Origin of the sequence: Azospirillum sp. B510 (assembly GCF_000010725.1) — a bacterium.
GTDB classification, from domain to species: Bacteria; Pseudomonadota; Alphaproteobacteria; order Azospirillales; family Azospirillaceae; genus Azospirillum; species Azospirillum lipoferum_B.
In genome coordinates, this window is record NC_013855.1 from 207,797 (window position 1) to 234,147 (window position 26,351).

Annotated in this window: 16 protein-coding genes; all 16 read left to right on the forward strand. The window is 65.5% G+C overall.

What is annotated here, in order from left to right:
- The first annotated feature begins 136 nt into the window (after window positions 1–136).
- Genes AZL_RS34390 through AZL_RS16420 form a run of 16 tightly spaced genes read left to right on the forward strand, consistent with a single transcriptional unit; the run spans window position 137 to window position 26,294 of the window.
- Window positions 137–349: an acyl carrier protein gene (locus AZL_RS34390; RefSeq protein ID WP_086935416.1), complete on the forward strand. Its 213-nt coding sequence runs from the start codon at window positions 137–139 to the stop codon at window positions 347–349.
- A gap of 50 nt (window positions 350–399) precedes the next feature.
- On the forward strand, window positions 400–1,209 hold the full coding sequence (locus tag AZL_RS34395; protein WP_148219445.1) for a coronamic acid synthetase: 810 nt from the start codon (window positions 400–402) through the stop codon (window positions 1,207–1,209).
- Window positions 1,210–1,224: 15 nt separating this feature from the next.
- Complete coding sequence (locus tag AZL_RS16355) at window positions 1,225–3,006, forward strand: non-ribosomal peptide synthetase (RefSeq protein WP_012975609.1); 1,782 nt, start codon at window positions 1,225–1,227, stop codon at window positions 3,004–3,006.
- A gap of 31 nt (window positions 3,007–3,037) precedes the next feature.
- Entirely contained in the window at window positions 3,038–3,967 is a 930-nt protein-coding gene (locus AZL_RS16360) for a chlorinating enzyme (protein WP_012975610.1), read from the forward strand.
- 7 nt (window positions 3,968–3,974) lie between these two features.
- Complete coding sequence (locus tag AZL_RS16365; RefSeq protein ID WP_012975611.1) at window positions 3,975–4,397, forward strand: VOC family protein; 423 nt, start codon at window positions 3,975–3,977, stop codon at window positions 4,395–4,397.
- A 7-nt stretch (window positions 4,398–4,404) separates the two neighbouring features.
- Complete coding sequence (locus AZL_RS16370; RefSeq protein WP_012975612.1) at window positions 4,405–5,169, forward strand: thioesterase II family protein; 765 nt, start codon at window positions 4,405–4,407, stop codon at window positions 5,167–5,169.
- Entirely contained in the window at window positions 5,166–5,834 is a 669-nt protein-coding gene (locus AZL_RS34400) for a nitroreductase (RefSeq protein ID WP_012975613.1), read from the forward strand. Before AZL_RS16370 ends, AZL_RS34400 begins: the two co-directional genes overlap by 4 nt.
- A 45-nt stretch (window positions 5,835–5,879) precedes the next feature.
- Window positions 5,880–6,152, forward strand: coding sequence for an acyl carrier protein (locus tag AZL_RS16380; protein ID WP_012975614.1), 273 nt, complete (start codon window positions 5,880–5,882; stop codon window positions 6,150–6,152).
- Window positions 6,149–6,643, forward strand: a complete 495-nt coding sequence (locus tag AZL_RS16385; protein ID WP_012975615.1) for a 3-hydroxyacyl-ACP dehydratase FabZ family protein — start codon at window positions 6,149–6,151, stop codon at window positions 6,641–6,643. The genes AZL_RS16380 and AZL_RS16385 overlap by 4 nt, the downstream gene beginning before the upstream one ends.
- Window positions 6,644–6,677: 34 nt before the next feature.
- Window positions 6,678–7,820 (forward strand): beta-ketoacyl-[acyl-carrier-protein] synthase family protein, encoded by a 1,143-nt coding sequence (locus tag AZL_RS16390; protein WP_012975616.1) that lies wholly within the window; start codon window positions 6,678–6,680, stop codon window positions 7,818–7,820.
- Window positions 7,817–8,347, forward strand: coding sequence for a hypothetical protein (locus AZL_RS16395; RefSeq protein ID WP_052293700.1), 531 nt, complete (start codon window positions 7,817–7,819; stop codon window positions 8,345–8,347). Before AZL_RS16390 ends, AZL_RS16395 begins: the two co-directional genes overlap by 4 nt.
- The gene (locus AZL_RS16400) at window positions 8,344–9,774 is read left to right on the forward strand and encodes a class I adenylate-forming enzyme family protein (RefSeq protein WP_012975618.1); all 1,431 of its coding nucleotides are present in this window, start codon (window positions 8,344–8,346) and stop codon (window positions 9,772–9,774) included. Before AZL_RS16395 ends, AZL_RS16400 begins: the two co-directional genes overlap by 4 nt.
- Complete coding sequence (locus tag AZL_RS16405) at window positions 9,771–17,939, forward strand: type I polyketide synthase (RefSeq protein WP_012975619.1); 8,169 nt, start codon at window positions 9,771–9,773, stop codon at window positions 17,937–17,939. Before AZL_RS16400 ends, AZL_RS16405 begins: the two co-directional genes overlap by 4 nt.
- The gene (locus AZL_RS16410; RefSeq protein WP_012975620.1) at window positions 17,936–25,141 is read left to right on the forward strand and encodes a type I polyketide synthase; all 7,206 of its coding nucleotides are present in this window, start codon (window positions 17,936–17,938) and stop codon (window positions 25,139–25,141) included. Before AZL_RS16405 ends, AZL_RS16410 begins: the two co-directional genes overlap by 4 nt.
- A complete protein-coding gene (locus AZL_RS16415) occupies window positions 25,138–26,070 on the forward strand; it encodes a ketoacyl-ACP synthase III (protein WP_012975621.1) in 933 nt (310 codons plus the stop codon). The genes AZL_RS16410 and AZL_RS16415 overlap by 4 nt, the downstream gene beginning before the upstream one ends.
- Complete coding sequence (locus AZL_RS16420; protein WP_042444079.1) at window positions 26,067–26,294, forward strand: phosphopantetheine-binding protein; 228 nt, start codon at window positions 26,067–26,069, stop codon at window positions 26,292–26,294. Before AZL_RS16415 ends, AZL_RS16420 begins: the two co-directional genes overlap by 4 nt.
- Window positions 26,295–26,351: the final 57 nt, after the last annotated feature.

A 26,351-nucleotide genomic window follows, 5' to 3' on the forward strand; every position in this document is an offset into this window, starting at 1 on the left:
TTGTTGGCAATAAAATTATCTCTTGACATTATAAGTGCAATAACAAAAATAGGTAAAGGTGATGTGGATGACGAAATCTGCTTAGAGCGGATTCATGGTAACTGTTCAAAACCTCAGATTTTAGGAGGATTTAGACATGCCATCTCCAGATGAACTCTTCATAGATGAAATTGTAAAATCTATTCTTAAAAAAGATATTGGACTCAATGAAAATATATTCGAATATGGGGCAAATTCTCTCACGGCAATTCAAATTGTCTCTGAAATTAATCAGAAACTAGGGAGGAATATAACAATTAAAGATTTTTTTGAAAAACCAACAAAAAATACCCTTCTGAATTCGCAATAACTACCGCTCTCTCTCCTAAAATATTTTCCATTATTAGGAGACAATTAGAAATGTTGGGAGCAGAAGAGAGTCGCAGAGAGAAATATTCTCGAGAAAATAAGAATGAACTTATAGTTATACTGACGCCACTCGGGTGTGGTGAGGATTTTTACAAATCCATATACGAATGGATAGGAAATGAATATTTCATAATTATAGTAAACTGTGACCTTATCATGGATTACCCAATATCTTATGCCAATATCTGTGACAGAGCATCGTCTATAATAAACTCTGGATTTGCCACCGCCAGTCAAACTGATGCGACATTTGTCGACAAAACCATCGCTGCTGTCATAGGGTTTTGCTCTTCCGCTATACCTGCGATGATAATCGCAAGACATTTGAATAAAAATTGCAATCGCCTGATACTAATTAATGGCGCATATTTTCCAGAAGATAATAATCTGGATAGAACACAATATGAGCGCGACGTCGGGAAAATGATTTCCCATCTGAATACAGATGGATTTCGCGCATTTTTCGATTTGGTTCACTCTCTATACAGTATGAAAGTAGGTATTGATAAGGAATCAACGCCAGTGACCAAGGCTTTTTCAAGTTTTGAAAGCTTTGATCGTTACCTGAACTCGATAAAATTCCTTTCAATGTGCAATACTGAAGAAATTGCTGCAAACATCGAGGCTTATACACACATATTGATTGGCGGAAATGATCAGATCGTCAACCCATCGGCAGCGATGAGACTGTCAGAGAATTTTATAAATTCCCAAAAGTTTATCGACCCGATCGGAAATCATTACGACTGGCTAGGCGATGGAATAATGAGATCAGAGATTGAAAGAATACTTCGTAACTGAGGCGGAGTAAAATTCATGTCTCTATTGGGAAGATTGTTCTCCTCCAATGCGAATAGATTTGGGGGACGGGATGCCATAATCTACAAAGATCAACGTCTCAGCTATACAGATCTGGACGTCCGCGTCCGTGCAATGCGCGCCGAACTTTCTCGGTATGGCTTTTCCCGAGGCGAAATTTTACCAATCTTGGCGACACGCTGTGTGGATTATGTGGCGGTCGTCTTGGCCTGTAGCGCCATGGAGATCGCTTATGTCCCCATCGACCCCGTCAACCCGGACGACCGGATCAGCGCGATGGTGGACATGCTTGGCTGTTCTCACATCTTGTCGCTTGGCGAGGCGCGGATTCCGCAGCTGCCGGCGATCGCGGTCCTCATCCTCGATGATAACGGTAGCCTGCTGGCCGTCAATGCCACGGAGCGCCGCAGCGTCACCCAGTCCGCCGGGGGGGGCTTGGATCTTGCGATCATGTTCACCTCAGGCACGACAGGCACGCCCAAAGGCGTACGGATCACGCACGAAGGGGTGAACAACCTCGTCGCATCCGTCGGCACATGGCTTCCCGAAGGTGGCGGCAGGTTCGTGCATCACTCGTCGATCGGCTTTGATGCGGCGCTGTTCGAATTGTGGGTACCACTCTTGACGGGCGGTAGCGTCGTTCTCAACGCCTCGCCGTTCGACGCCGATACGTTGACGGAGGTCGTATCGCGATCGGGTTGCGACACGCTGCTCCTCACCACGTCGCTTTTCCATCTCGTCGTCGCCCATCGACCCGAGATGTTGCACGCCGTCGGCACGTTGTTCGTGGGAGGCGAAACCATGAAGCCGGCGCATGCCGCGCGCGCCCTGGAACTCCATCCCGCATTGACGCTCATAAATGGTTATGGGCCGACGGAAAATACCGTGTTCTCGACCCTGCATGTCGTACGGCCGGACGACCTCGCGTCGGGCGCGCCACTGCCGATCGGCCGCCCGCTTGGCCATGTGATCGCAAGGGTGATGGGAGATGATCTGACGGAACTTCCCTCCGGCCATGCTGGCGAATTGTGGCTGGGAGGACGGAATCTGTCCCCAGGCTATCTTGACCCCGAAAAGAGCCGTGAAGCGTTCGTGCAGCACAACGGCAGCCGGTTCTACCGGACCGGCGACATCGTGCTGCAGGATGAACGTGGCCTGCTCCATTACCAGGGCCGCGCCGATGCGCAGGTCAAGGTCAAGGGCTATCGCGTCGAGATCGACGAGATCGAACGGCTGCTGACGACCATGGCGGCCGTTGCGCAATGTGCAGTGCTGGCCAGTTCGATGAACGACATCGAAACCCGGCTCATTTGCTTCATTGTTGTTGACCAAGGCCATGCGGCCCCTGACATCACGACGATCCAGAGCTTCTTAAGCCGCAGCTTGCCGCATTACATGATCCCCTCACAGGTGGAGATCGTGCCGACGTTGCCGTTTACAGTGAACGGAAAGCTCGACAGACGAAGTCTTCTCGCCGGGCTGACCGCCGGATCACCGTCGATCTTGACATCGCAATCGCCTGATCCTCTTGCCGCTCGGGTCATGACGACCTTTGGCGATATTCTTGGGCGTGGCCGGCTGAGCCCCGATGACAGCATCTACGCGCTTGGCGGTTCATCCTTGAGCGTCGTCGTCGCTCAAGCAATGCTCGACGCCGCATTTGAAATTCGTTCCGACCTGAAGCGGTTGATGCTTTTGCACACCGTTGGGCAATGGATTGATTTCTATCGACTTGCGATCAGAGACGCCCAGAAACCGACAAAATCAGGGATGTCATGAACATCCATACCGAAACTTCCGGAGAAACACCATGTCGCAGGAAAATTTTTCTCTGACAGATGAAGAAAAGAAGAAATTCGACGAGGATGGGTACATAGGACCCTTCACGCTTTATCAGCCGGATGAAGTGGCGGAGATGTATGGTAAGGTCAGGCCGCAGCTTTTCGATCGCACCCATGCGCCATATGACGCCCCTCCGGAAGTCGCGATCACGAATTACGATCGTCATCTCGATATCGACGCGCTGACGCGGCATGTGTTCCGCAAGGAAATCGTCCATCGGGTGCGCAGCATTCTTGGGCCGGACGTCATATGCTGGCGAACCGAATTCATCCCGAAATATCCAGGTGACGCGGGGACCGACTGGCATCAGGCGGATACGTTCGGTCACGGGTCGGGAAAACCGCAGTTGCTCTGGCCCGAGAACGAGGAGTTCGGCGGCGCGATCAACGTCTGGACCGGCATCACCGACGCGACCGAGGCCAACGGCTGCATGCAGTTCATCCCAGGGTCGCACCGGACGATGAATTACGACGAGTCCCTCGGTATGGACTATGATCCGGCGGCGTATAAGGGGCGGATCAAGGGCGGCCACCTGCGCGGCTTCCTGGGTTACGACTACACGGACCTCCAGAAGGACAAGAATTGGAGCCCCGACGAAAAGGCGGCGGTTCCAATCACAATGAAGGCTGGGCAGTTCGTCATTTTCCGCTCGATGCTCATGCATGCATCGCTCCCCAACACCACACAGGACAAGATGCGGCTGGGCCTGGTCGCCCGTTACGTGCCTGGGCGCGTGCGCGTCTATCCCGATACCGACTTCGTCAAGGAGTTCGGTGGGGAGTACAGCCTCGACAAGTTCGGCGTCGTTCAGGTCGCCGGAACCTATACCCACGAAACGAACCGGGTCACGAGCCGCAGTCTGAGCGGAATGGACATGGCGCCACTGGTCAGCCTGTGAGGATCGCATGACAGAACAGGTCTTTCGGTCGATCGATCACGTCGCGTACGCCACGCGCGACGCGGCGCGGGCCGCGGCATTCTACGAGGCGCTCGGGTTCGAGAAGATCGTGGATGCGCAACCGATCGAGGCGTTCGGCGTCCATATCACCAAGCTGCGTTCACCGGTCGGCGAGATCGTGGAACTGGTCGAACCCTTCCGGGACAACAGCGTCGTCAGCCGGCTGCTGCTCGATGTGGAGGCATGCCTGTACCATGTGGCGTTCAGGGTCGATGACATGACGCTGGCTGGGCAGGCCCTGCGCGCGCAGGGGGCGTTGACGATCACCGAACCCATGGACATTCCATATCCGGCGACGCCGGCCCATCGGACGATGAAGGCGTCGCACATGTATCATCCGTCCATCGGCCTGTTCGAGATCACCGGGTGAGCAGGCGATGACAGTGCTCGACCAACACCCGCCCGGCAAGTGGATCAGGCCGCTGACACGCGGCGGGGAGGCGGCGACCGGCCGGATGCTCGTCTGCTTCCCTTATGGTGGAGGGTCCGCCTATGCCTTCCATGAGCTTGCCGAAAACCTCGCGGGCATCATCGATGTCTGGGCGCTGAAGATGCCGGGCCGCGAGGAACGCTGCGCGGAACCGGCGCCGACCACCGTGGGGGAGATCGTCGAGGCCACGATCGCCGATCTTCTGCGTCTGGATCGACCCTGCGTTTTCTACGGCCACAGCTTCGGCGCGGGTCTTGCGCTGGACATCGCCCATGTATTGGAAAGCCGTGGCCATGCGTTGCCCGAACGCCTGATCCTGTCCGGGCGGATGCCCCCGCACCGCAAATACTCGTCGCTGCTCATCAACTTGTCCGATGGCGAACTCTGGGACTACATTCGCGAACAGAGCGTGATCGACCTGCCGCCGGACTACACGTCGCCATTCGCGACGATGGCGATCGAGCGTGTCCGGGCCGATCTTGATCTCAATGCCCAGCTGACCTACGCGTCGATGAAGGCCCTCCCGGTGCCGATCGACATCATCAATGGTCGCGACGACCCGCTCATCGAAGTCGCGGCCTTGGACGAATGGAAAGGCTACTCGTCATCGGCCTTTTCCAACAACGTCCTGCCAGGTGGACATTTCTTCTTCCGCTCGGCGCCCGACCCGTATCACGCGCTGTTTCACAACATCCTGAAGGCGGCGGCATGAGCGATCACGATCTCGACACACTTTTGCGCACACGGCGTTCGGTGCGCGCCTTCCTCAACCGTCCGGTCCCGGACCAGCTTGTGCGCGAATGCCTTGACCTCGCGCAGACCGCTCCGAGCAACTGCAATGCACAGCCATGGCGTGTCCATCTCGCTTCGGGTGAGGCGCGGGATCGGCTTGCGATGGCGCTCGGAAGAGCGTTCGACGCCCAGGAGAACGAGACGATCGAACATCCGATGGAGGTGTTCACCGGCGAATATCATGATCTGCAGGTCGCCTGCGCGATCGGAATGTACGATAAAATGGGAATCAAGCGCGCCGATCGCGTGGCTCGACGTCGGGCCCATGCCCGGAACTTCGCATTCTTCGATGCGCCGCATGCCGCGATTGTCTGCATGGACAAATCCTTCGGCGTGGGTGCCGCGCTTGATATCGGCATCTGGGTTCAGACCTTTCTCCTGGCCCTTACGTCTCGGGGAATACAGAGCTGCACGCAAGCTTCGATAAGATCATACCCGCACATCCTTCGAGACGTATTGAACATCCCAGCCGAGCTTACGCCGCTATGCGCAATAGCATTCGGCTACGAGGATCCATCAAATCCGATCAATACTTTAAAAACGGCAAGAAACGGGCTCGATGGCAACATAACCATGGCAACATAACCATGATTGATCGATAAGATCTTTCTTCTCGCCGAGGAGGCATGCATGGACGTGGAAAACACACTAAAGACAATTCTTATCGACGAACTCTTCGTGGACCTTCCACGTTCCGAAATCGGACTTGACGACGGTCTGCGCGACAAACTGGCGCTCGATTCCCTGGGGTTCAGCGAGTTGCGCGCACAGTGCGAATTCGAGTTCGACATAAAGATATCCAATCAGGATTTCGTACCGGAAAATTTCACATCGCTCCGCACCCTGATGGCGCTCATCGCGCGGTTGCGTGATGTCCCGGCGGACGGAAGGGCGGCGAAATGACCGGGGCAAGCGAGACCCGCAACCCCGGCGACCGGACCATGGGCTTCACCGAACTCAAGACCTGGTTGAGGCACACCCATCCGATGGTCTATCTGGACCGGGTGCTTGATTACGAACCGGGTGAATTCCTGACGACGCTGATGGCGGTATCAGGTCAGACCGAGGCGATTTCCGGGCATTTCCCGGAGCGGGCGGTCTTCCCCGCAAGCCACCTTATTCAAGCGATCGCCCAATCGGCCATTATTCTCTTTCAGCTGTCCACCGCGCGTCTGGCGGATGACGAGATCACGCTGGTCGGGTCGGTCAAGGCGCGTTTCACAAAGATCGTCGTGCCGGGCGACGTCGTCGTCTTTGACAGCAGGGTCGATTCCCTGCGTGACGACTTCCTGCGCTTTTCGTGCCGCGCAACGGTGGACGGCAAGCCGGTCGGCTCGCTCAAAGGCTCCCTGGTGCGTCAGAAGGTCGCCGATCTGGGCGAGCAGCTCTGGTAACGCGACGCCCCTGCACAGCGTGGAGATTACGCAAATGACTGGCGCCGACACGGCCGCCTGGGTGACCGGGATGGCATGGAGCACCTGTTTGGGTGACGATGTCGCGGCGGTGTGGGCCGCGCTGACGGATGGTGCCAGCGGCATCGTCGAGCATCTTTCGGATCTACCGCTTCGCAGCATGCTCGCGGCACGGATCACCGAGCCGGACCAGGGCGGTTCGCCGGCGATGCGCCAGGTCGCCTTGACGGCGGACACGGCACGCCGCGCACTTGATGATGCGGGACTTGATGCGTCGGACAACCGTCTGAGAGCCGTGTTCGGCACGAGCTACGGGGCTAATCTGGATGATCCCGACGCGACATCGCTGTCGGATTGGTCGGCCGCCGCCGCGGCCGGGCTGACGCTCGCCCACCCTCCCCTGACGACCGCAACGGCATGCTCGGCGGGGTCCGACGCGCTGCTGGTCGGCCTGGCTCTGCTTCGCAGCGGCGCCGCCGAGATCTGCCTGTGCGGCGGCGCGGACGTCCTGACGCCGGGCAAGCGATTGGGCCATTCGACGATTGGAACGATGTCGGGCGACGGGCTCTTCGCATTCGATCAACGGCGGAGCGGAACCGTATTGGGTGAGGGCGCGGCGATGGTCGTTCTGGAGACCGTCCGGTCGGCAAGGGCGAGGGGCGCACGGCCGCGAGGCGTCCTGGCCGGCGCGGGATCGTCGAGCGACGCCATGAGCGCCACGGCGCCCGACCCGAGCGGACGCAATGTGATCCTGGCCGTGGAGCGGGCGCTGGACAGCGCTGGGCTGACGGCGGACGCGGTGGGCCTCATCAATGCGCACGGCTCCGGAACCCCGGTGAACGATGATGTCGAGGCATGCGCCTACACGGAATTCTTCGCGCGGGTCCCTGTCCGGCCTCTCGTTTTCGCGACCAAGGGCGCATTCGGCCACACACTGGGAGCGACCGGCGCGATCGAGGCGGTCGCGACCTTGCTGGCGTTGGATCGGGGGGAAGTGCCGCCGATCCACGGGCTCGCCTCGCCGTTGCCCGCCCTCGGCCTGCCCGTGGCGCGATCACGCTCGGCCTGTCCGGACGGTGCGGCGCTCAGCGTGACGCTGGGCTTCGGTGGCTTCAACACCTGCCTGGTTTTCCAGGTCGCCGGATCGCGTGCCGCATGATGACCCCCGCCGCTCCGGTGCCGGATGGCATGACGATCCTCGGCGAAGGCACCGCGCGAGCCTCGTCGCTACAGGTCGTGAAGCCGTCGCGGCGGATTCCGTCGCTGTACGCCGACCCGCTGTCCTGGCTTGTGCTGGAGGCGGTGACGGATGCGGTGACGGCGGCTGGTCCATGCCTCGATCGCGATTTGGGACATATCGTCGTGAGCGACGTCTGTACCCTCCACACCATGCGGGGCCTGGCGGGAGCCATCCCCAACGGCCGCATGTCGCCTTTGCGCTTCTCCGGCGCAAATCCCGGCCAGATATGCGGATTCGCGATGCAGCTGCTCCAGCTGCGCGGCCCCAGCCTCGTGCTGTCCATGACGCCGTCGCAGGGTCGGCATCCGGCGATGATCGTCCTGCGCAACTGGCTGCGGGAGCGAACCGCCGCAGCCGTGATCCTGAGCCTGCATGAATGGGATTCCGACGAACATCGGGTGACCAGCACGATCTTCGGCACCACCGACGGGAGCGCGGGAACATGATGGAACATACCGGCTTCGGCCAGTTGCGCGTCCAGCCGTTCCTGGACAGTCTGCACGCTGTCGACCATCCCGAACGCAAGGCTGCGCGGTTGGACGAGGTCGCGTCGCAGCTGTCCGATTGCGGCATCGGCCCCGGGGTGCCGGTTCTGGTCGTTCTGCCGAACGGCATCGCCTTCGCGGAGATCGTGTTCGGCCTTTTGACCATAGGCGCCGTTCCGGTGCTGTTGCCGTCCGCCGCGCCCGCCTCGCGCGTCACGCGGATCGCCAATGTGATCGGGGCCGATGTCATCGCGGCGGCGTCCCTGTCGACAGGCCTGGCCTCGGAGGTGACGGAAGTCCATCGCATCGGCGACGGGATCCGGATCGCGCGGATCGCCCGGTCGGGCGGACGGATGTACGAAGCCGGCCAGATCATTCTTCTAACCTCCGGCACGAGCGGCATTTTCAGCGGATGCCTCTTCAATGCCGATGCGTTGCTGACGAACGCCCGGCGCCATGCGGCGGCGATCGGTCAGCGGCCCGGCGATACGATACTGATCAACCTGCCGACCTATTACTCCTACGCATTCGTGGCGCAGCTTCTCGCAACCTGTGCGATTGGTGGGCGGGCGGTGATCGACGGACCGCCATTCACGCCGTCGAATTACCGATCCATTTTGGCCGACCACGCGATCAGCCTGTCGTCGGTCACGCCGGTCATGGTCGAGTCCTGGCGCCGGGACGGAGCCGTGAAACTCCCACCATCCCTGCGCTGCCTGACGGTCGGAGGCGCGGCATTGAACCCGGCGTCGGTCGGCGACATCCTTCGACACAATCCCGCCCTGGAACTCTACCTGACTTACGGCCTCACCGAATGCGGTCCGCGGGTGGCGACGCTGGCGGCTCACAACGAACCGGCGACACGACATGCGTCGGTGGGCTTGCCGCTGCCCGGCGTCACCGTCGCCCTGGATCGGGCAGATCCGTTGGACGACGAAGGGGAACTGATCGTCCAGACCGAGACGGCGATGATCGGCACCGTCGGCCGGCAGGGCGCCGCCCCGGTCCCGCTCGCCGATGGCCGGCGGCTGATCGCGACCCGCGACATCTTCACGATCGACCAGGACGGTTATCTCTACTTCAGACGACGCCGGTCGACCGTGGCGCTCATTCGCGGCGAGAAGGTCGACATCCCCTCCGTCTGCCGTCAGACCGAGCAGATCGCGGGCGTCATCCGAGCCGAAGCGTGGGTCCAGAAGGGCGCGGACGGCGACGACAGCTTCACGCTCGACGTCTATTGCCGAGACGGCTCGCTGACTGCCGGAGATATCCGCCGTCAGCTTGCCCGGGTGCTGCTGCGCGGGGAGCAGCCGACCAGCCTGGTCCTTCATCATGGGATCGATCCCGGCTGGCGCAAAACCGAAGCCGTGCCGGAGGGGAAGCAATGAGCGTGCGGGACCTCAGCGTCGAGGAGCGGCGCAACCTCGGCATTCCGTTGGTCGTTTCCGGCGCGACCCCGGAGGAGCGGCAGGCCGCGGCACAGGCCCTGCGCGGCGAGATCGCCAAAGTCGGACCGGACGGGCTGCGAATCTTCTGCCTCGATCGCCTGCTTGGCGCGCACGCCACGCATCGCGGGATCGTGCTGGCTGACAATCACTCGGATTTCGATCGCGGATTGTCGCGGATCGCCCAGGGTCGGCCCGGTCGGGACGTCCTGCTCGGGCAAGCGGTCGGAACAGGTCGGGCCGTCTTCGTTTTTCCCGGTCAGGCGTCGGCATGGAGCGGAATGGCCTCCGGACTGTTCCGGGTCTCCACCAGGTTCCGCGACGCGCTGGTCGCGCGCGGGCGCCTTTTGGAGGACCGGTTGGGGATGAACCCCGCCCATATCCTTGCAACGGGACAGGATGTGACGGGGCTTGCCCGAATCCAGGGGGTGCAGTTCGCCTTGGCGGCCGCGCTGGCCGATCTCTGGGAGGCCTTCGGCGTGACGCCCGCCGCCACGCTCGGCCATTCCGTCGGCGAGGTCGGCGCGATGCGGCTGGCGGGCCATCTCGACGATCGGGACGCGGTGAAGCTTCTGGCGATGTGGGCCGATGCCCTGACCCGGATCGAGGGCAGGGGCGCCATGGCGTCCGTGTCGGCGGATGCCGAACAGGTCCGCGCCCTGATCGCCCCATGGGCCGACCGCATCGGAATCGCCGCGTACAATAGCCCGCGCAACATCACCGTCAGCGGGGACGCCGACGCGCTGGACGCGCTGCTCCTCTCGCTCGCGCGATCCGGCCTGTGGGCGCAGAGAGTGCCGGGCATCGAGGTGGCCGGTCATTCGCATCAGGTGGAGGCGTTGCGGGAACAGGTGATGCGGGACGCCCCGGAACGGGTGTCCGGCCGGAGGCGCGCCGAGTTCTGGTCAACCATCGAAGCCGCGCCCGTCGAAGCCGCGGCTCTCGATGCCGCCTATTGGTACCAGGCCTTGCGCAGGCCGGTCCGGTTCGAACAGACGATTGCCCGTCTTGCCGGGGAGGATGCCTGGGTTTTCATCGAGGCGAGCGCGCATCCGGTGCTCACCACCCTGATCGAGGAGACGCTGCGCGCCACCGGTTCGCCCGGAATGGCCGTCGCTTCGCTCGACAACCGCCGTGACGACGCTCACGCGTTTCTGAACGCCTTGGCGCGCGCGTTTGTCGGTGGGGTGGCGATCGGCTGGGCGGAGGTGTTCGACGATCTGCTGGGAACACCGGAACGCGGGCGCATCCGGCAAGGCTCGGGGGACGGCGCGACGGCACGGATCGGTCATAAGGCCGTCGGCGACGCGTCGGACCCGGATGTCGAACCGCTCGATGTCCCGTGGCTCGCGCGCCAACCGGAGGAGGCGCAAAAGGAGGCGCTGCGAAGCCTGATCGTTCGCGAGGCGGAGCGCGTTCTGCGAGCGCCATTCCCGGCCGACGCGCGCGCTTTCGTCGACGCCGGTTTCAACTCGCTGGCTGTCGTCGAATTCGTCGGGGCGCTCGCCGTCGCGACGGGACTCGATCTGCCCGCCACCATCCTCTACGACCATGCGTCCCCCGATGCGCTGATCGCGCTCCTGCGGGCCGAACTCGGCTTGTCCTCCACACGGGCGGACGCATCCCCGGTCACCGTGCCGCCGCGAGCAGTCTCCTATGAGCCGATCGCGATCGTCGGCATGGCCTGCCGGTATCCCGGCGGGATCGTCGATCCCGAGGGGTTATGGGAGCTCGTAGGATCCGGACGGAGCGCGGTGGGCGACCTGCCGGCCAACCGCGGCTGGAATCTGGCGGAGCTCTATGACCCCGACCCCGACGCGCTCGGCAGGATATCATCGAAGAAAGGCGGCTTCCTCCGGGATCCGGCGGGCTTCGATGCCGCGTTCTTCGGGATTTCCCCGCGCGAGGCCGCGGCCATGGAGCCGCAGCAGCGCCTGCTGCTGGAGACATCCTGGGAGGCGATCGAACGCGCCGGCCTCGATCCTGACAACCTGAAGGGCCGCAATGTCGGCGTCTTCGTCGGCGTGATCGGGATGGAGTATGGCCCGCTGTTGCAGCGCGCGCCGCGAAGCGCTGCGGGATATTCGTTCCTTGGCAAGACGCCTTGCGTCGCCTCCGGGCGGATTTCCTACACGCTCGGCCTGGAAGGACCCGCCCTGGCGATCGACACGGCCTGTTCGTCGTCGCTCGTCGCCATCCACACCGCATGCGGCGCCCTGCGTGACGGTGACTGTGATCTCGCATTGGCCGGCGGGGCGACGATCATGTCGACACCCGGCGTGCTGATCGACTTTTCGCGCCAGCGGGTGCTGTCGCCGGACGGCCGCTGCAAGGCCTTCGCGGCGGCGGCGGATGGCATCGGCCTGAGCGAAGGCGTGGGGATGCTGATGCTGGCGCGGCTTTCGGTCGCCGAGGCGCGGAAGCTGCCCATCCTGGCGGTGATCCGAAGCAGCGCCGTCAATCAGGACGGGGCGTCGAACGGCCTTACGGCGCCGAACGGAAGCGCCCAGGTGCAGGTGATCCGGCGGGCCCTCGCGAAGGCGGGGCTGCGCGGACGTGACGTCGACGTGATCGAGGCGCATGGAACCGGCACGACACTGGGAGACCCCATCGAGGCTCATGCCCTGCTGGCCACCTATGGCGCGGATCGCAACGAAGGCGAGCCGGCCTATCTCGGTTCGATCAAGTCCAACATCGCCCATACCCAGGCGGCGGCCGGCGTGGCCGGCGTCATCAAGATGGTCATGGCCATGCGCCACGGCCGGATGCCGCTCAGCCTGAACATCGATGCGCCATCCGACAGGATCGCCTGGTCCAGGGGCGGGCTCGAACCGCTCACCGCCATGCGGGCCTGGCCGGAACGCGCTGATGGGCCGCGCCGCGCCGCCGTGTCGTCCTTCGGCGTCTCGGGAACGAATGCCCATCTCATTCTCGAAGCGAGCACGCCCGTCTCGCCGGCCACGCCACAGCCCGCAGCCCCTTCCTTCGCTCCGTTCATCTGGCCGGTCGCCGGCCGGACGCCGACCGCCCTGCTGGCGGCGGCGGCACGGCTGCTGGATCATGTCCGCAGCCGGCCGAGCCTCGACGCAGCCGCCGTGGCGCGCACCCTGGGCATGTCGCGGGCGGGGCATCCGCATCGCGCGGCGATCTGGGGTGGATCGCGTGACGCGCTGGTGGAAGCGCTGGAAAACCTCGTCGACGGCCAACTACGTCCGCGGATCGCCCGATCGGCCCAAGCCGTGGCGGAGCGCCGGGGCAAATTGGTGTTCGTCTTTTCCGGTCAGGGGTCGCAATGGCCGCGCATGGGAATGGCGCTGGCGACGATGCCGGCGTTTCGCGCGGCGCTGGATCACATCGATGCGGCGTTGCGCCCATTCACCGGCTGGTCGGTCATCGACGTCCTCGACGGAGCGCCGGACGCGCCATCGATGGAGCGGGTCGATGTCGTTCAGCCGGCCCTGTTCGCGGTCATGGTCGCGCTCGCCCGGCTTTGGCGGTCGCTTGGCATCCTGCCCTCCGCCGTCATCGGACATTCGCAAGGCGAGATAGCCGCCGCCCATGTCGCCGGGATCCTCGATCTGTCCCAGGCGGCGAGGATCGTGGCCGTCCGCTCGCGTGTCCTTCACTCCGCGGACAAGGCACGCGGCGCCATGGCGAACCTGTTCGTTTCGGAGCCGGATGCCCGGGCGCTGATCGCGCCATTCGGCAACGAGCTGGTGTTGGCGACGTTCAACGGTCCCCGCGCTTTCGGGGTTTCCGGGACCGCGGAAGCGATCGACGCCCTCGTCCGCCACTGCGCCGACACCGGCGTCACGGCCAAGCGCATCCCCGGCAATGTCGCCCCTCATTGTCCGGCCTTGGAGGACCTGCGGTCGGAGCTGCGCGGGCTGATCGGTCCGATTACGCCGAGCGCGGGCGAGATCTCCTTTTACAGCACCGTCGACGGGCACTCTCCGGGCAAGCCGACGGATGGCGCCCTGCTCGACGCGGACTATTGGTGCGACAATCTCTGCCGCCCGGTCAGATTCTCGGACGCGGTCGCCGCCCTCGCCTCACAGGATCCGACGCTCTCCCACCCGTCCTTCCTCGAATGCAGCCCCCACCCCGTGCTGTCGCCATTGATCGAGCAATGCGCGGGAGACGGCGCGGCGGCGATCTCCACCCTTCAGCGTGGGCGCCCCAGCCATGACTGCCTGGCCGAAGCGGCGGCACGGCTCTATGTCGCGGGACATCGGCCCGACTGGGCGGCTCTGTATCCCGATGCCGGGGTCGTCGATCTGCCGACCTATCCATTCGAACGGCGGCGGTTCTGGATCGATGCGGAGAATGGCGCCGACGTGGCGGCGGCCGGGCAGCGTGTCGCAAATCACCGGTTCCTTTCGGCGGTCATCGACCTGCCCGACGACCAGGGCATGCTGGCAACCGGGACGATCGGCCTGGCGGCCAACCCATGGCTGGCCGATCACGCCGCGGCGGGCGTGGTGATCCTGCCGGCCATGGCCTACCTCGACATCGTGTTCCAAGGCGCGATACTCGCGGGGGGCGGGCCGATCGCGGAATTGACCATACCCGCGCCGATGCGGCTGGCTCCGGAGGCAACGCAGGAATTGCGATTGAGGATCGGGCGGACGGAAGCCGACGGCGGTCGCCCGTTTCTGCTCCATGCCCGTCCGTCCGGCGGACAGGACAAGGAGCAGACCGCCTGGACGCTTCATGCCAGCGGCCATCTGGCCGCACCCGGTGATCCCACGACCGCCGCGACCTTGGACGTCTGGCCACCGCAAGGCGCGGAGGCGTTGGACATAGCGGCTCTGCGCACCCGCCTCGACGCGGCCGGCTATGGATATGGGCCGGCCTTCCGCGGACTCGAGCGCGCCTGGCGGCGCGGCACCGAGACGTTCGTCGAGGCCAATCTGCCGGAGGGGCTGTCGGCGGCGGATCATCTCGTCCACCCGGCGTTGCTGGACACCGCGCTGCATCCGATCGCGGTGCGGTCATCGGCGGAACCGGAGTCGCTTCGCTTGCCGTTCTCGATCTCCGGCGCGCGGTGCCGGGGACGCTGCGGCAACCAACTGAGGGCGCGCCTCCGCGAGACCGACGCCGGTGCGATCGAGGTCGTCGCATTCGACGCCGATGGCGTCGCGGTGGTCGAAATCGGCGGGCTGATCCTACGCGAGGTGAACGCCGACGGCTTGCGACGGCTTGCGGCGCCGACTCCCGGACAGGATGATCTACTGGAGATGGTCTGGACACCGCTCCAGCCCGATGGCGCGCCGTCCCTTCCAGCGACTGCGGTGGTCGGGACCGCCGGAATCGGATCGGCGCTGAGCGTGTTTCCACACCATGCCGACTTTCAGGCACTGGGCATGGCGGTCGCCGACGGTGCCGCTTGCCCGGATCTGGTCGTTTGGGAGGTCGACGCGACCGAACGGCCTGAGGACGGGCGGACACCGGCGACGCAGGCCCGGCTGGCGTGCGTGGCGGTGGTGGCGGCTCTGCAAGGCTGGCTGGCGGACGACCGCCTGTCGCAAACCCGCCTGCTGGCCGTGACCCGGCGGGCCGTGGCGGTGGAGCGCGACGAGGCGGTCGACATGGTCGCCGCGGCGACATGGCAATTGCTGCACAGCGCGCAGACTGAAAATCCCGAGCGTCTGATCCTGCTCGACGTCGACGCACCGCTCGCCAGCGGGGAGCCGGTCGCAAGACTCTGGAAGTCGGGCTGCGGCCAAGCGGCGCTGCGTGGCGGCACCCTGTCCCGTCCGTCGTTGCGCCGGATCGCCACCCAGCTGGCATTGCCGCGAACCTCGCACTGGCGGCTCGATGTCGACCCATCGCTGGGCCTTGACGGCCTCATGATCCGCGAGGCGCCCGAGGCGGCACGCCCACTCGCCGCCGGGGAGATCCGCATCGATGTTCGGGCCGCCGGCTTGAATTTCTACGACACCGTCTACGCACTCGGCCTGATTCCGCTGCAACAGGCTTTTGGCGCCGAGGCGGCCGGTCTGGTGGTGGAGATCGGCCCCGGAGTGACCCGGATGGCCGTGGGCGACCGCGTGATGGTCATGGCGGAGGGCGCCTATGGTCCCGTTCTCGTCGCCGACCAGCGTTTGGCGATCCGGATCGACGACCGCTGGACCTTCGCCGAGGCCGCGGCGATCCCGGCCGCGTTCGTCACCGCGTATCGCGCGATCACCGAGGTGGCGCAGGCGCGGGCCGGCGAAAGGATCCTGATCCATGCCGGCGCCGGCGGTGTCGGTCAGGCCGCGATCCAGATCGCACGCCACCTCGGGCTCGAGATCTTCGCAACCGCCCACCCCTCGAAATGGTCGGTCCTCAAGTCGCTCGGTCTGCGGGACGATCATATCGCGAGTTCCCGCAACCTGGATTTCGCAGCGGCCTTCCGCGCGGCGACGGGTGGAGCGGGCATGGACGTGGTGCTCAATTCACTCGCCGGCGATTTCACCGACGCCACGCTTGACCTGACGGCAGAGGGGGGGCGGATCGTCGAGCTCGGCAAGTCGGACATCCGGTCGGCGGACGATCTCGCCCGCAGCCACCCCCATCTCTCGTATCGCCACCTCGATGGCCGCGGGGTTTTCGAGCCGGATCGGACAGCCGAGGTGCTCGACGCCTTGTGGTCGATGTTCGAGGCGGGCGCGATCGGTCCCCTGCCGGTCGTCGCCTATGACGTGCGCGAGGCGAAGGCCGCCTTCCGCCTGATGCAGTTCGGCCGGCACACCGGCAAGATCGTGCTGACGATCCCGCGGGGTCTCGATCCGGCCGGTTCGGTGCTGATCACCGGTGCGACAGGCACGCTGGGCGCCCTGCTGGCGCGGCATCTGGTCGAACGGCACAATGTCCGCTCGCTGGTGTTGGCGAGCCGCACCGGCCCGGCGGCGGATGGTGCCGATCTGCTGCGGCGCGATCTGGAGGCGATGGGCGCCAATGTGAGGATCGAAGCCTGCGATGTGGCCGATCCCGCGTCGCTGGGGCGCCTGCTCGAACAGGTGCCGCCCACCCACCCGCTCACCGCGGTCTTCCACGCCGCCGGCGCCTTGGCGGACGCAACCATCGGCCGCTTGACACCGCAGAATTTCGAGGATGTCTTCCGTCCCAAAGCCGATGCGGCATGGCTTCTGCACGAGATGACGCGCGGAGCGGATCTTGCCGCCTTCGTGATGTACTCATCGACGGCGGGGACGCTCGGGAATCCGGGTCAGGGCAATTACGCCGCGGCCAACGCCTTCCTCGACGCGCTCGCCAGAACGCGGCGGCGGGCCGGTCTCGCCGGCCTCGCCGCCGGCTGGGGCTGGTGGCAACCGAAGTCCGGCATGCTCCGCTCGGAAGGGACGGCCGACGACGCGCGGATCGCCCGGTCTGGACTGGCGCCGATTTCCGCAGACCATGGGACGGCCCTGCTGGATGCAATGCTGGCCTTGCCGCATGCCGCCGTCCTTGCTTCACCGGTCGATTTGGAAAGATTGCGGGCCAATGCCCGGCTGGGCTCGATCCACCCGCTGTTCGCGGCGCTGGCCGGCGCGACCGGAACCGGGGACGCGGCTTTGGCCGCAGGAGCCGGGGCGCTGCGGGCGCGGCTGGCCGGGAAATCGCGGAAGAGGCAGCTGGACCAGTTGCGCGATCTGGTCCGCGAGCATGCGGCGTCGATCCTCGGGCTGACGGATCCGGCTTCGAGCCTGGGCGACACGCCGTTCCGCGATGCCGGGCTGGATTCTCTCATGGCCCTCGAACTGCGCAATCGCCTGAGCTGGTCGACCGGGCTGAGGCTTCCGGCGACACTGGTCTACGATCTGCCGACCCCCTTGCTGCTGGCGGAGCATCTGAGGACCGCGCTGTTCCCGGCCGGAGACACCGGCAAGGCCGCCGAACGGCCCTCGGGCATCGATGAGGACGCCCGTCTGCGTGAGATTCTGGGAAGCTTGACGACGGGCCGTCTGCGCGCGGCCGGCCTGCTCGAACCGCTGCTGCGGCTGGCCGGCATGGAGGACGGCACGCCGCCGCCGGCCGAAACTCCGTCCGAGACGAAGATCCGTGCGGCCAGCGTCGATGAACTGCTCGATCTGGCCCGGATGCAGGAGGAGATCGAATGACCGATCCGACCATGGACTCACTTGAGAAGATAAGCGAAGCATTGCGCCGCAGCCTGCTGGCGAATGTCCAGTTGCGCCGACGCAACGAGGCGCTGCTTCAGGCCGCGAACGAGCCGATCGCCATCGTGGGCATGGGCTGTCGTCTGCCGGGCGGCGTGACGACACCGGAGGAGTTGTGGCGGCTGGTCTGCCAGGAGGTCGATGCGATTGGTCCCTTTCCGGGCAATCGGGGATGGGATCTCGACCGGCTACTGGCCGAAGATGCCGGGTTGAAGGAAACACGGGGATCTTGGAAAGGCGGCTTTCTGCACGATGCCGGAGAGTTCGACGCGGCGTTCTTCGGCATCTCGCCGCGCGAAGCCCTGGCCATGGATCCGCAGCAACGGCTGTTGCTGGAGGTCGCCTGGGAGACGATCGAACGCGCGGGCATCCCGCCCAGGACATTGCACGGAGAGCCGGTCGGGGTTTTCGTCGGGGCGACGATGCAGGGCTATGTCCCGCCCGTCGATCGCCGGGTTCCCGAGATCGACGGCTACCGGCTGCAAGGCGGCCTGTGCAGCGTCGCATCCGGCCGCCTGGCCTACAGCTTCGGGTTCAATGGCCCGGCGATCACCATCGATACGGCCTGCTCTTCCTCGCTCGTCGCGATCCACTTGGCGATGCAGGCGTTGCGGGCCGGTGAATGTTCGATGGCGCTCGCGGGCGGCGTGATGGTGATGGCGACGCCGGATGTCTTCGTCGAATTCATCCGCCAGGGCGGACTGGCCTCGGACGGCCGGTGCAGAGCCTTCGCGGAGGAAGCCGATGGCACCGGCTTTGCCGAGGGCTGCGGGCTGGTGCTGCTCGAACGCCTCTCGGATGCGACCAGATCCGGACATCCGGTTCTGGCCGTCTTGCGCGGCAGCGCGATCAATCAGGATGGGGCCAGCAATGGTTTGACCGCGCCCAGCGGTCCGGCGCAGGCCAGGGTCATCCGGCGGGCGCTGGCGAACGCGGGGCTTGAGCCGTCGGACGTGGACCTGATCGAAGCGCACGGCACCGGAACGACACTGGGAGATCCGATCGAGGCGCAGGCGCTGATCGAAACCTATGCGCGGGATCGCGCGCCCGAACGGCCGCTGTGGCTCGGCTCGCTCAAATCGAACATCGGTCACGCCCAGATCGCCGCGGGGGTCGCTGGCGTGATCAAGACGGTGATGTCGCTGCGTCATCGCCGCATGCCAGCCACGCTGCACGCGGCACGGCCGACCTCGCGCGTCGCCTGGCCGCGTGACGCGGTGCGCCTCCTCAGCGAGGCCCGCGACTGGCCCGCGCCCGACGGCCCGCGGCGGGCGGGCGTGTCGTCATTCGGGATTTCCGGAACGAATGCGCATGTCGTGCTGGAGGAGGCCCCGCAGGAGGCCCACCCAACAGAGCGGATCGATCCCGACCTCGTCTCGTCGGGCTTCGTGTATGTCCTTTCCGCGGCGTCGGAGGCTGCTCTGCGGCATCGTGCCGCCCAGATCGCGGCCGTCCTGCGCGCTCCAGACGGGCCGTCGCCCGGAGCGGTCGGCGCGGCGCTGGCGCGGTCGGATTCGGGACTGGCCCGACGGGCCGTGCTGCAAGGCCGCGACCCCGCCGAGTTGCTGGCGGCACTTGATGGTCTGGCGACGAACGACGCCAGGACGGCGGGTGTGACCCAGGGGACGGCGGACGGTGGCCGCACCGCCTTTCTGTTCACGGGGCAGGGGGCGCAATGGGTGGGAATGGCCCGCGATCTGGCGAGCGCGTCACCGGTCTTCGCGGAAGCCCTGGACGCCGTCTGCCGCGCATTCGATGGGGAGCTGCCCCGGCCGCTGCTCGATGTGATGTGGGCCGTACCCGGCAGCGACACGGCGGCATTGCTGATCGGCACCGACTTCACCCAGGCCGCGACCTTCGCGGTCGAGGTCGCGCTCTATCGCCTCTTCGCCCGGTTCGGGCCGGTGCCTGACGCGGTCGCTGGCCATTCCATCGGCGAGATCGCGGCTGCCCATGTCGCGGGGGTCCTGTCGCTGGCGGATGCGGTGCGGTTCGTGGCGGCCCGCGGCCGGTTGATGCAGGAGTTGCCCGAAGGCGGCGCGATGGTCGCGATCGCCGCCAGCGAGGCGGAGGTGTCGGCCTCGCTGGCCGGCGATGCCGATCGCGTCGCCATCGCAGCGATCAACGCCCCGGGCGCGGTCGTGATTTCGGGAGAGGAGGCGGCGGTCGGCGCGATCGCGGCGCGATGGGCGGAGCTGGGGCGGCGGACAAACCGCCTTCACGTCAACCGCGCGTTTCATTCGATGCGTATCGATCCGATGGTCGATCCGTTGCGCGAGCTGCTGGAACAGCTGCGGTTCAACCCGCCGGAGATTGAGATCGTTTCGACCGTCACGGGAGATGTTCTGTCGGACGAGGACGCCGCATCGCCGACATATTGGGCGTCCCAAGCGCGTGCGCCGGTGCGTTTCGCCGACGCCGTCACGCGGCTGGCCGGGGCCGGCACGACGACATGGGTGGAGCTGGGGCCCGACGCGGTCCTGACGGCGCTTGGCCGCATGACGATCGGCGATGCCGCCCGGCCCCAGCCGGACACCATCTGGGCACCCACCTTGCGCCGCAACGCCGATGGCGTGCGCGGCGTGGTCACGGCGCTGGCGCACCTGTACGTCCGGGGGACCGCCGTCGCCTGGGACCAGATGCGGCAATCGGATGAATGGGCGACTCTGCCCGGATATCCTTTCGAGCACCGAACCTTCTGGCTGGCGACGCCGCCAGCCGACACCGGATCGGCCGCCGCCATCGATGCCGTCCGTCACCCGATCCTGACGCATCGCGTCGAGATCGCGGGCGAGGACGAGTGGTGCCTGTCGGGACGGGTCTCGACGGCCACGCTGCCCTGGCTGCGCGAACACGTCGTCGCCGGGGTTGCGACCGCGCCCGGCGCCCTGACCGCGGACCTCTTGCTGTCGGCGGGTCGGGAATTCGGCTGCCGGCAGGTCGAGAGCCTGGCGTTGCAGGCTCCCCTGGCGTTCCATGACGATGAGGCGGTCGATATCCAGCTCCATGTCCGCGCCGCCGACGAAAGCGGGCGGCGCGTCGTCGAATGCCATTTCCGTGTGCCGGCCGCCGAAACGCCGGGGAGCGGCGGTGTTTGGCGGCGATATGCTTCGGGTGTGATCGCGCCCGCCGACGCCGAGGCACCGGCGGTCTGGCCGGACTTGGCGACTTGGCCGCCCGTGCACGGCATCCCGATCGACACCCAGGACATGTATGAGCGGCTGAACGAGATCGGTGTCGGTCTCGGGCCGGTGTTCTTTCGCGCGGAGGCGGCATGGCGTACGCCGGACGGCGTTTATCTCGAAACGGCGATACCGACCGCGATGGCGCAAGAGGCGGGCGGATTCGCGGTGCATCCGCTGTTGCTTGACGGCGGTATGCAGGCCGCGCTGATCGACTCGCTGACCGGCGGACCGCCGCGTGCGCGCATGCTGTTCTCCATCGGCGGACTGACCCTTTACCGCGGCCCGGCGACGATGGTTCGGGCGCATCTGGCGCCGTCCTCCGCGGCCGGGGCGGAAGCGTTGCGCATCAGCGACGGACAGGGTCGGCCGGTCGCGACGGTTCGATCGGTCGTCCTGCGCGCGGCCGGCGGGGACGGTGATGCGGCCGCCCTGCCCCTTCGGATGGCTTGGGAACCGCCGCAGGAGAGGCGCGGCGCCCCGATATCGTTCTGCGTGATCGGGGATGATCCGTCCCCGGGCGGGAATGAGCATGCATACCCGCGTTTTCCCGATCTGGCCGAAGCGGCGGCGGCGGCTCACGCATTCGACGCGGCGGTTCGGATTTGTCCGCGAGCTGTCCCTCCGGCAATCCCTCGGACGATGGAAGATGCCCCCGACCGCAGGGCCTGCGAGGTCGCCGCCGCCGTGCTGCGCGATCTCCAGTCCTGGATTGCCAGCCCGAACGCGGCATCCTGCCCGCTGGTCCTGGTCACCAGCGGTGTGGTGTCGGCCGCGCCTTCGGATGGAGCTGCGGCACTCGACCAGTCGGGCATCTGGGGATTGGTGCGGACCGCGCAGCAGGAGCATCCCGGCAGGTTCCTTCTGCTGGATCGCGACGATGACCCCAACTGGCGGACGCATCTGCCGGCGGCGGTCGCGCTTCTGTTGGGAGGCGAGCCGTCGCTGGTGTTGCGGGGCGGCGAGCTGCGCGTGCCCCGGTTGCGGATGGGCACCGACCCGGCGGCTTTGGCTCTGCCATCGGGCGACGGCGATTGGGCCCTGAAACTGCGCGACCGGGGAGCAGGCAGCCTTAACGATCTGATCCTGACGACCTCCGATCAACCCGCGCTCGCCGAACGCGAGGTGCGGGTCGCGGTGCGCGCGTCGGGCGTGAACTTCCGGGACCTTCTGATCACGCTCGGCACCTATGCCGAAGCCGCGCCGCTGGGCTGTGAAATGGCCGGCGTGGTGGTCGCCGTCGGACGGGGGGTGACACGCTGGCAGGCCGGCGACCGGGTGCTGGGCATGGGTTGGGCCGGCACGATCGGCCGCCACGCCACCACCGACGAACGCAACCTGATGCGCATCCCGACCGGTTGGACATTCGCCCAGGCGGCGACCGTGCCAAGCGCTTTTCTCACCGCGTGGCAGGCGCTTGTCGAGACCGCCGGTCTGCGCCGCGGCGAGCGGGTGCTGGTCCATGCCGGGACGGGCGGCACGGGTATGGCGGCCATCGCCATCGCCCGGCATCTCGGAGCCGAGGTCTTCGCAACCGCGCACCCGTCCAAGTTCGCCATTCTGCGGCGAATGGGGATCGACGCGGAGCATTGCGCGTCGTCGCGCGATACCGCTTTTGAACGCGAGCTGCGGACCGCCTGCGGTGGACGGGGCATGGATGTGATTCTCCACGGGGGGGCGGACGAGATCGGCACCGCTTCGCTCGGGCTGCTCGCACCGGGGGGGCGGATGATCGACCTCGCCCGGCGGGGCTCCTTGCCGGACGATGTCGAGAACGGCCGCGTTCCATTCACCTTGTCGACGGAACCGGATGCGATCGCGGGCAGCTTCTCAGCGATCGGGCCTCTGTTCGAGGCCTCGGCCCTCTCGCCGCTTCCGGTAACGGCGATGGACGTCCGCCATGCGCGGGAAGCGTTGCGCATGATGAGGGACGGGCGGCACATCGGCCGTCTCGTCCTTACCATCCCGCACGCGATCGATCCCGCCGGGACGGTGCTGATCACGGGCGGAACCGGCGGATTGGGGCGGCTGGCGGCACGGCATCTGGCGGTGGCGCATGGGGCAAGGCACCTTCTGCTGGTCAGTCGGCGCGGCGCGGCGGCACCGGAAGCCTCGACCCTGGCGGAGGAACTCGCGGCGCTGGGAGTCGAGGCGCGCTTCGCCGCTTGCGACCTGTCGGACGCGGAGGCGTTGAGCGAGCTGCTGGCACAGGCCGTGACGGTACGTCCGCTCACCGCGATCATCCATGCCGCGGGCACGGCCGAACCGGTCGATCTGACGGCGATGGAGCCGGCGCACATCGAGCGAATGATGAGAGGCAAGGCCGATGCCGCATGGAGCTTGCACAGGTTGACGCGGGACCAGGATCTGGCGGCGTTCGTGCTCTATTCGTCGGCGGCGGGTGTCATCGGCCTGCGCGCCCAGGGCGGCTATGCCGCCGCCAACACCTTCCTGGATACGCTGGCCTTTCATCGCAGGCACGCCGGTTTGCCTGCCGTCGCGCTGTCCTGGGGGATTTGGGGCGAACGCTCGGCGATGGGCGAGGCGATCGGCAGCGACCATATCAGGCATATCATGGAGGCCGGGTTCGTGCCGCTGACGGCGGCGCAAGGATTGTCATATCTCGATACGGCAATCGGATTCGGCGCCGCGAGCGCGGAGCCCTTTCTCCTTCCGATGCATGTCAATCGCGGAGCGTCGAGCGGCGCCACCGGCCCGTTGCTGGACAAGCTGACGTTCAAGACCATGGGGACACCGCGCCCGTCCAAACCGACTCGGGAACTGGCGCGTCTGAGCGGGGATGCCCGGCGAGCGCATCTGCTCGGGCTGATCAATGAACACGCCCAATCCGTCCTGCACAGCGACGCGGGGCCACTCTCTCCCACCACGCCTTTCCGGTCGATCGGCTTCGACTCGCTGACCGCGGTGGAGATGAGCAACCGCCTGTCACGGGCGACCGGTGTTCCCCTGCCACCGACGGCGGTCTTCGATTACGGTACGCCCGGCGCGCTGGCCGATCATCTCCTTGCCCGCTTCGATGACAAGGGTCCGGTCGCGGAGTTGGTCGGCCCGACGGGCGCGGCGGCACCGGGCGGCGAAGGCCCGAACGGCGGCCTGGGCCGGCTCCTGCGCGATGCGATCCTGAGCGGTCAGGCCGTTGCCGGCCTGAAGGTGATGGAGGCGGTCGCCGCGCTCCGCCCGCGGTTCGCCGAAGATGCGGCGAAGGAGCATGCGGAAGCCGCCGTGTGGCTTCGCAGCACGGGGAAGGACAGGCCGCTGTTGGTTTGCGTCAACTCCTTCATCCCGGCGGCCGGTGACCTGACCTATCAGAAGCTGAGCGGTGTCCTGGGAGCGGACCATGACGTCGTGGCGATCTCCCTGCCCGGCTATCGACCTGGGCAGGCATTGCCCGGGACGGGAGCCGCCGTCGGTGCGGCGCTCGCCGAATCGATCCGCGCGTGCGCCGGCGCCCGGCGCTTCACGCTGGTCGGCTTTTCGACCGGCGGCCTGGCCGCCCATGTCGCGGCCCAAGCGCTTGAAGCTTGCGGGATGACGCCGCTGGGCGTTGTGCTGATCGATACGTTCCCCCCCGGCGTGATGACCGACGAGTCCCTGTCCGCGGTGCTCGGCGACTGGGCCGCCGCGCCCGGCACGTTCTGGTCGAACGAGGATGACGGGCTGAGCGCCATGGCGTGGTACCTCACGCTCTTCACCGGCGACTGGCGCCCCGCAACCCTCTCCGCGCCAACCTATCTCGTGCGTGCCGACCAGCCGGCCACATCCGTCGAGCAGGATGATTGGGCAGGGCGGTGGCCCGGCCTGCGCGCCTGGTGCTGGACGCCGGGGAGGCATTTCACACTCCTGACCGAACATGTCGCCGACAGCGGGCGCGCCATCCGGACCCTGCTCGCCGGGGCGGGTGTCAGCCATGCCCCCAAGGTGGAAGGAACGACGCAATGAATATCGCGGCCATCGGGACATGGGTGCCCGAGGAGAGGGTGGAGAATGCGCAGAAACTCGCCATGTTCGGCATGGACATGGAATTCCTTGAGACGAAGCTCGGTTTCCTGAGACGTGCGAGGAAGCCGGACGGCATGTCGGCCAGCGACATGGGGGTAAAGGCCTTCGAGGATCTCGAAGGCAGGACCGCCCTCGACCGGTCGGCCATCCAACTGCTCGTGGTCGTGACTCAGAATCCCGATCGTGTGATCCCGCACACGGCGGCGATCATCCATGAGAAGCTCGGGCTGTCGGGGCATTGCGCAACCTTCGACATATCGCTGGCTTGCTCCGGATACCCGCATGCGCTGGCAGCGGCGAGCGCCATGATGAAGGCGTATTCGATGTCCTGCGGCATCATCGTCACCGCCGATCCCTATGAGAGGGTCATCGATCCGAACGACCGCGGCACCTCGATGATTTTTGGCGACGCCGCGACCGCGACCTTGCTGCGGCAGGGTCCAGGCTATGCCTTGCGCGACGTCAGCTTCGGGACGGTGCCGGGCAGCAACGGATGCCTCTGGTCCGACCCTCACCTCGCGATGAACGGACGCGAGGTCATGTCCCATGTGGCCCATGAAGTCCCCGATGCGATGCGGACCATGTTGGGCCGCCACGGCCTGACGCCAGCCGACATTCCATTCGTGGCGATCCATCAGGCATCCCTGCATGTCGTCGAATTCGTGCGCACCAAACTCGGATTGGCGGAGACCGTCGCTCCGTTCGAAGCGGCGAACAACGGCAATTCCGCCTCGTCATCCATCCCGTTGCTCCTGAGCTCCCGGATCAACCAACGACTGCATGAGCGCGTCGCGATGTGTGCGTTCGGGGCCGGCTTCTCCTGGGCGACGGCCATGATCGAACTCGAATCGGAGGTAACCCGAGCATGACCAGCCAAGATCACGTCGTCACATTGATTTCAAAGAATTTCCCGATCGTGAAGACCGACAGACTGTCGTTCTCGGAACCGCTGGAGGGGCAAGGCCTCGACAGTCTCGACCTGTCGACGTTGCTGTTCGCCGTCGAGGAGGCCTTCGGCAGGCGCATTCCGACCGATCGCGTATCCAGCTTGCGAAGCATCGACGACATCGCCGCCTTCATCGACGAGAGCTGAGGCGAGCCGCCCTCCAGCCGGCTCATCGTGAGGAGCTCACGCTATGGAAAAGAGCAT

What these genes read in the sequence shown, in the direction of transcription:
- AZL_RS16365 (WP_012975611.1), top strand. Translation starts at nt 3,975, where the DNA reads ATGACAGAACAGGTCTTTCGGTCGATCGATCACGTCGCGTACGCCACG.
- AZL_RS34390 (WP_086935416.1), top strand. Translation starts at nt 137, where the DNA reads ATGCCATCTCCAGATGAACTCTTCATAGATGAAATTGTAAAATCTATT.
- AZL_RS16420 (WP_042444079.1), top strand. Translation starts at nt 26,067, where the DNA reads ATGACCAGCCAAGATCACGTCGTCACATTGATTTCAAAGAATTTCCCG.
- AZL_RS16415 (WP_012975621.1), top strand. Translation starts at nt 25,138, where the DNA reads ATGAATATCGCGGCCATCGGGACATGGGTGCCCGAGGAGAGGGTGGAG.
- AZL_RS34395 (WP_148219445.1), top strand. Translation starts at nt 400, where the DNA reads ATGTTGGGAGCAGAAGAGAGTCGCAGAGAGAAATATTCTCGAGAAAAT.
- AZL_RS16390 (WP_012975616.1), top strand. Translation starts at nt 6,678, where the DNA reads ATGACTGGCGCCGACACGGCCGCCTGGGTGACCGGGATGGCATGGAGC.
- AZL_RS16355 (WP_012975609.1), top strand. Translation starts at nt 1,225, where the DNA reads ATGTCTCTATTGGGAAGATTGTTCTCCTCCAATGCGAATAGATTTGGG.
- AZL_RS16380 (WP_012975614.1), top strand. Translation starts at nt 5,880, where the DNA reads ATGGACGTGGAAAACACACTAAAGACAATTCTTATCGACGAACTCTTC.
- AZL_RS16370 (WP_012975612.1), top strand. Translation starts at nt 4,405, where the DNA reads ATGACAGTGCTCGACCAACACCCGCCCGGCAAGTGGATCAGGCCGCTG.
- AZL_RS16400 (WP_012975618.1), top strand. Translation starts at nt 8,344, where the DNA reads ATGATGGAACATACCGGCTTCGGCCAGTTGCGCGTCCAGCCGTTCCTG.
- AZL_RS16405 (WP_012975619.1), top strand. Translation starts at nt 9,771, where the DNA reads ATGAGCGTGCGGGACCTCAGCGTCGAGGAGCGGCGCAACCTCGGCATT.
- AZL_RS34400 (WP_012975613.1), top strand. Translation starts at nt 5,166, where the DNA reads ATGAGCGATCACGATCTCGACACACTTTTGCGCACACGGCGTTCGGTG.
- AZL_RS16360 (WP_012975610.1), top strand. Translation starts at nt 3,038, where the DNA reads ATGTCGCAGGAAAATTTTTCTCTGACAGATGAAGAAAAGAAGAAATTC.
- AZL_RS16385 (WP_012975615.1), top strand. Translation starts at nt 6,149, where the DNA reads ATGACCGGGGCAAGCGAGACCCGCAACCCCGGCGACCGGACCATGGGC.
- AZL_RS16410 (WP_012975620.1), top strand. Translation starts at nt 17,936, where the DNA reads ATGACCGATCCGACCATGGACTCACTTGAGAAGATAAGCGAAGCATTG.
- AZL_RS16395 (WP_052293700.1), top strand. Translation starts at nt 7,817, where the DNA reads ATGATGACCCCCGCCGCTCCGGTGCCGGATGGCATGACGATCCTCGGC.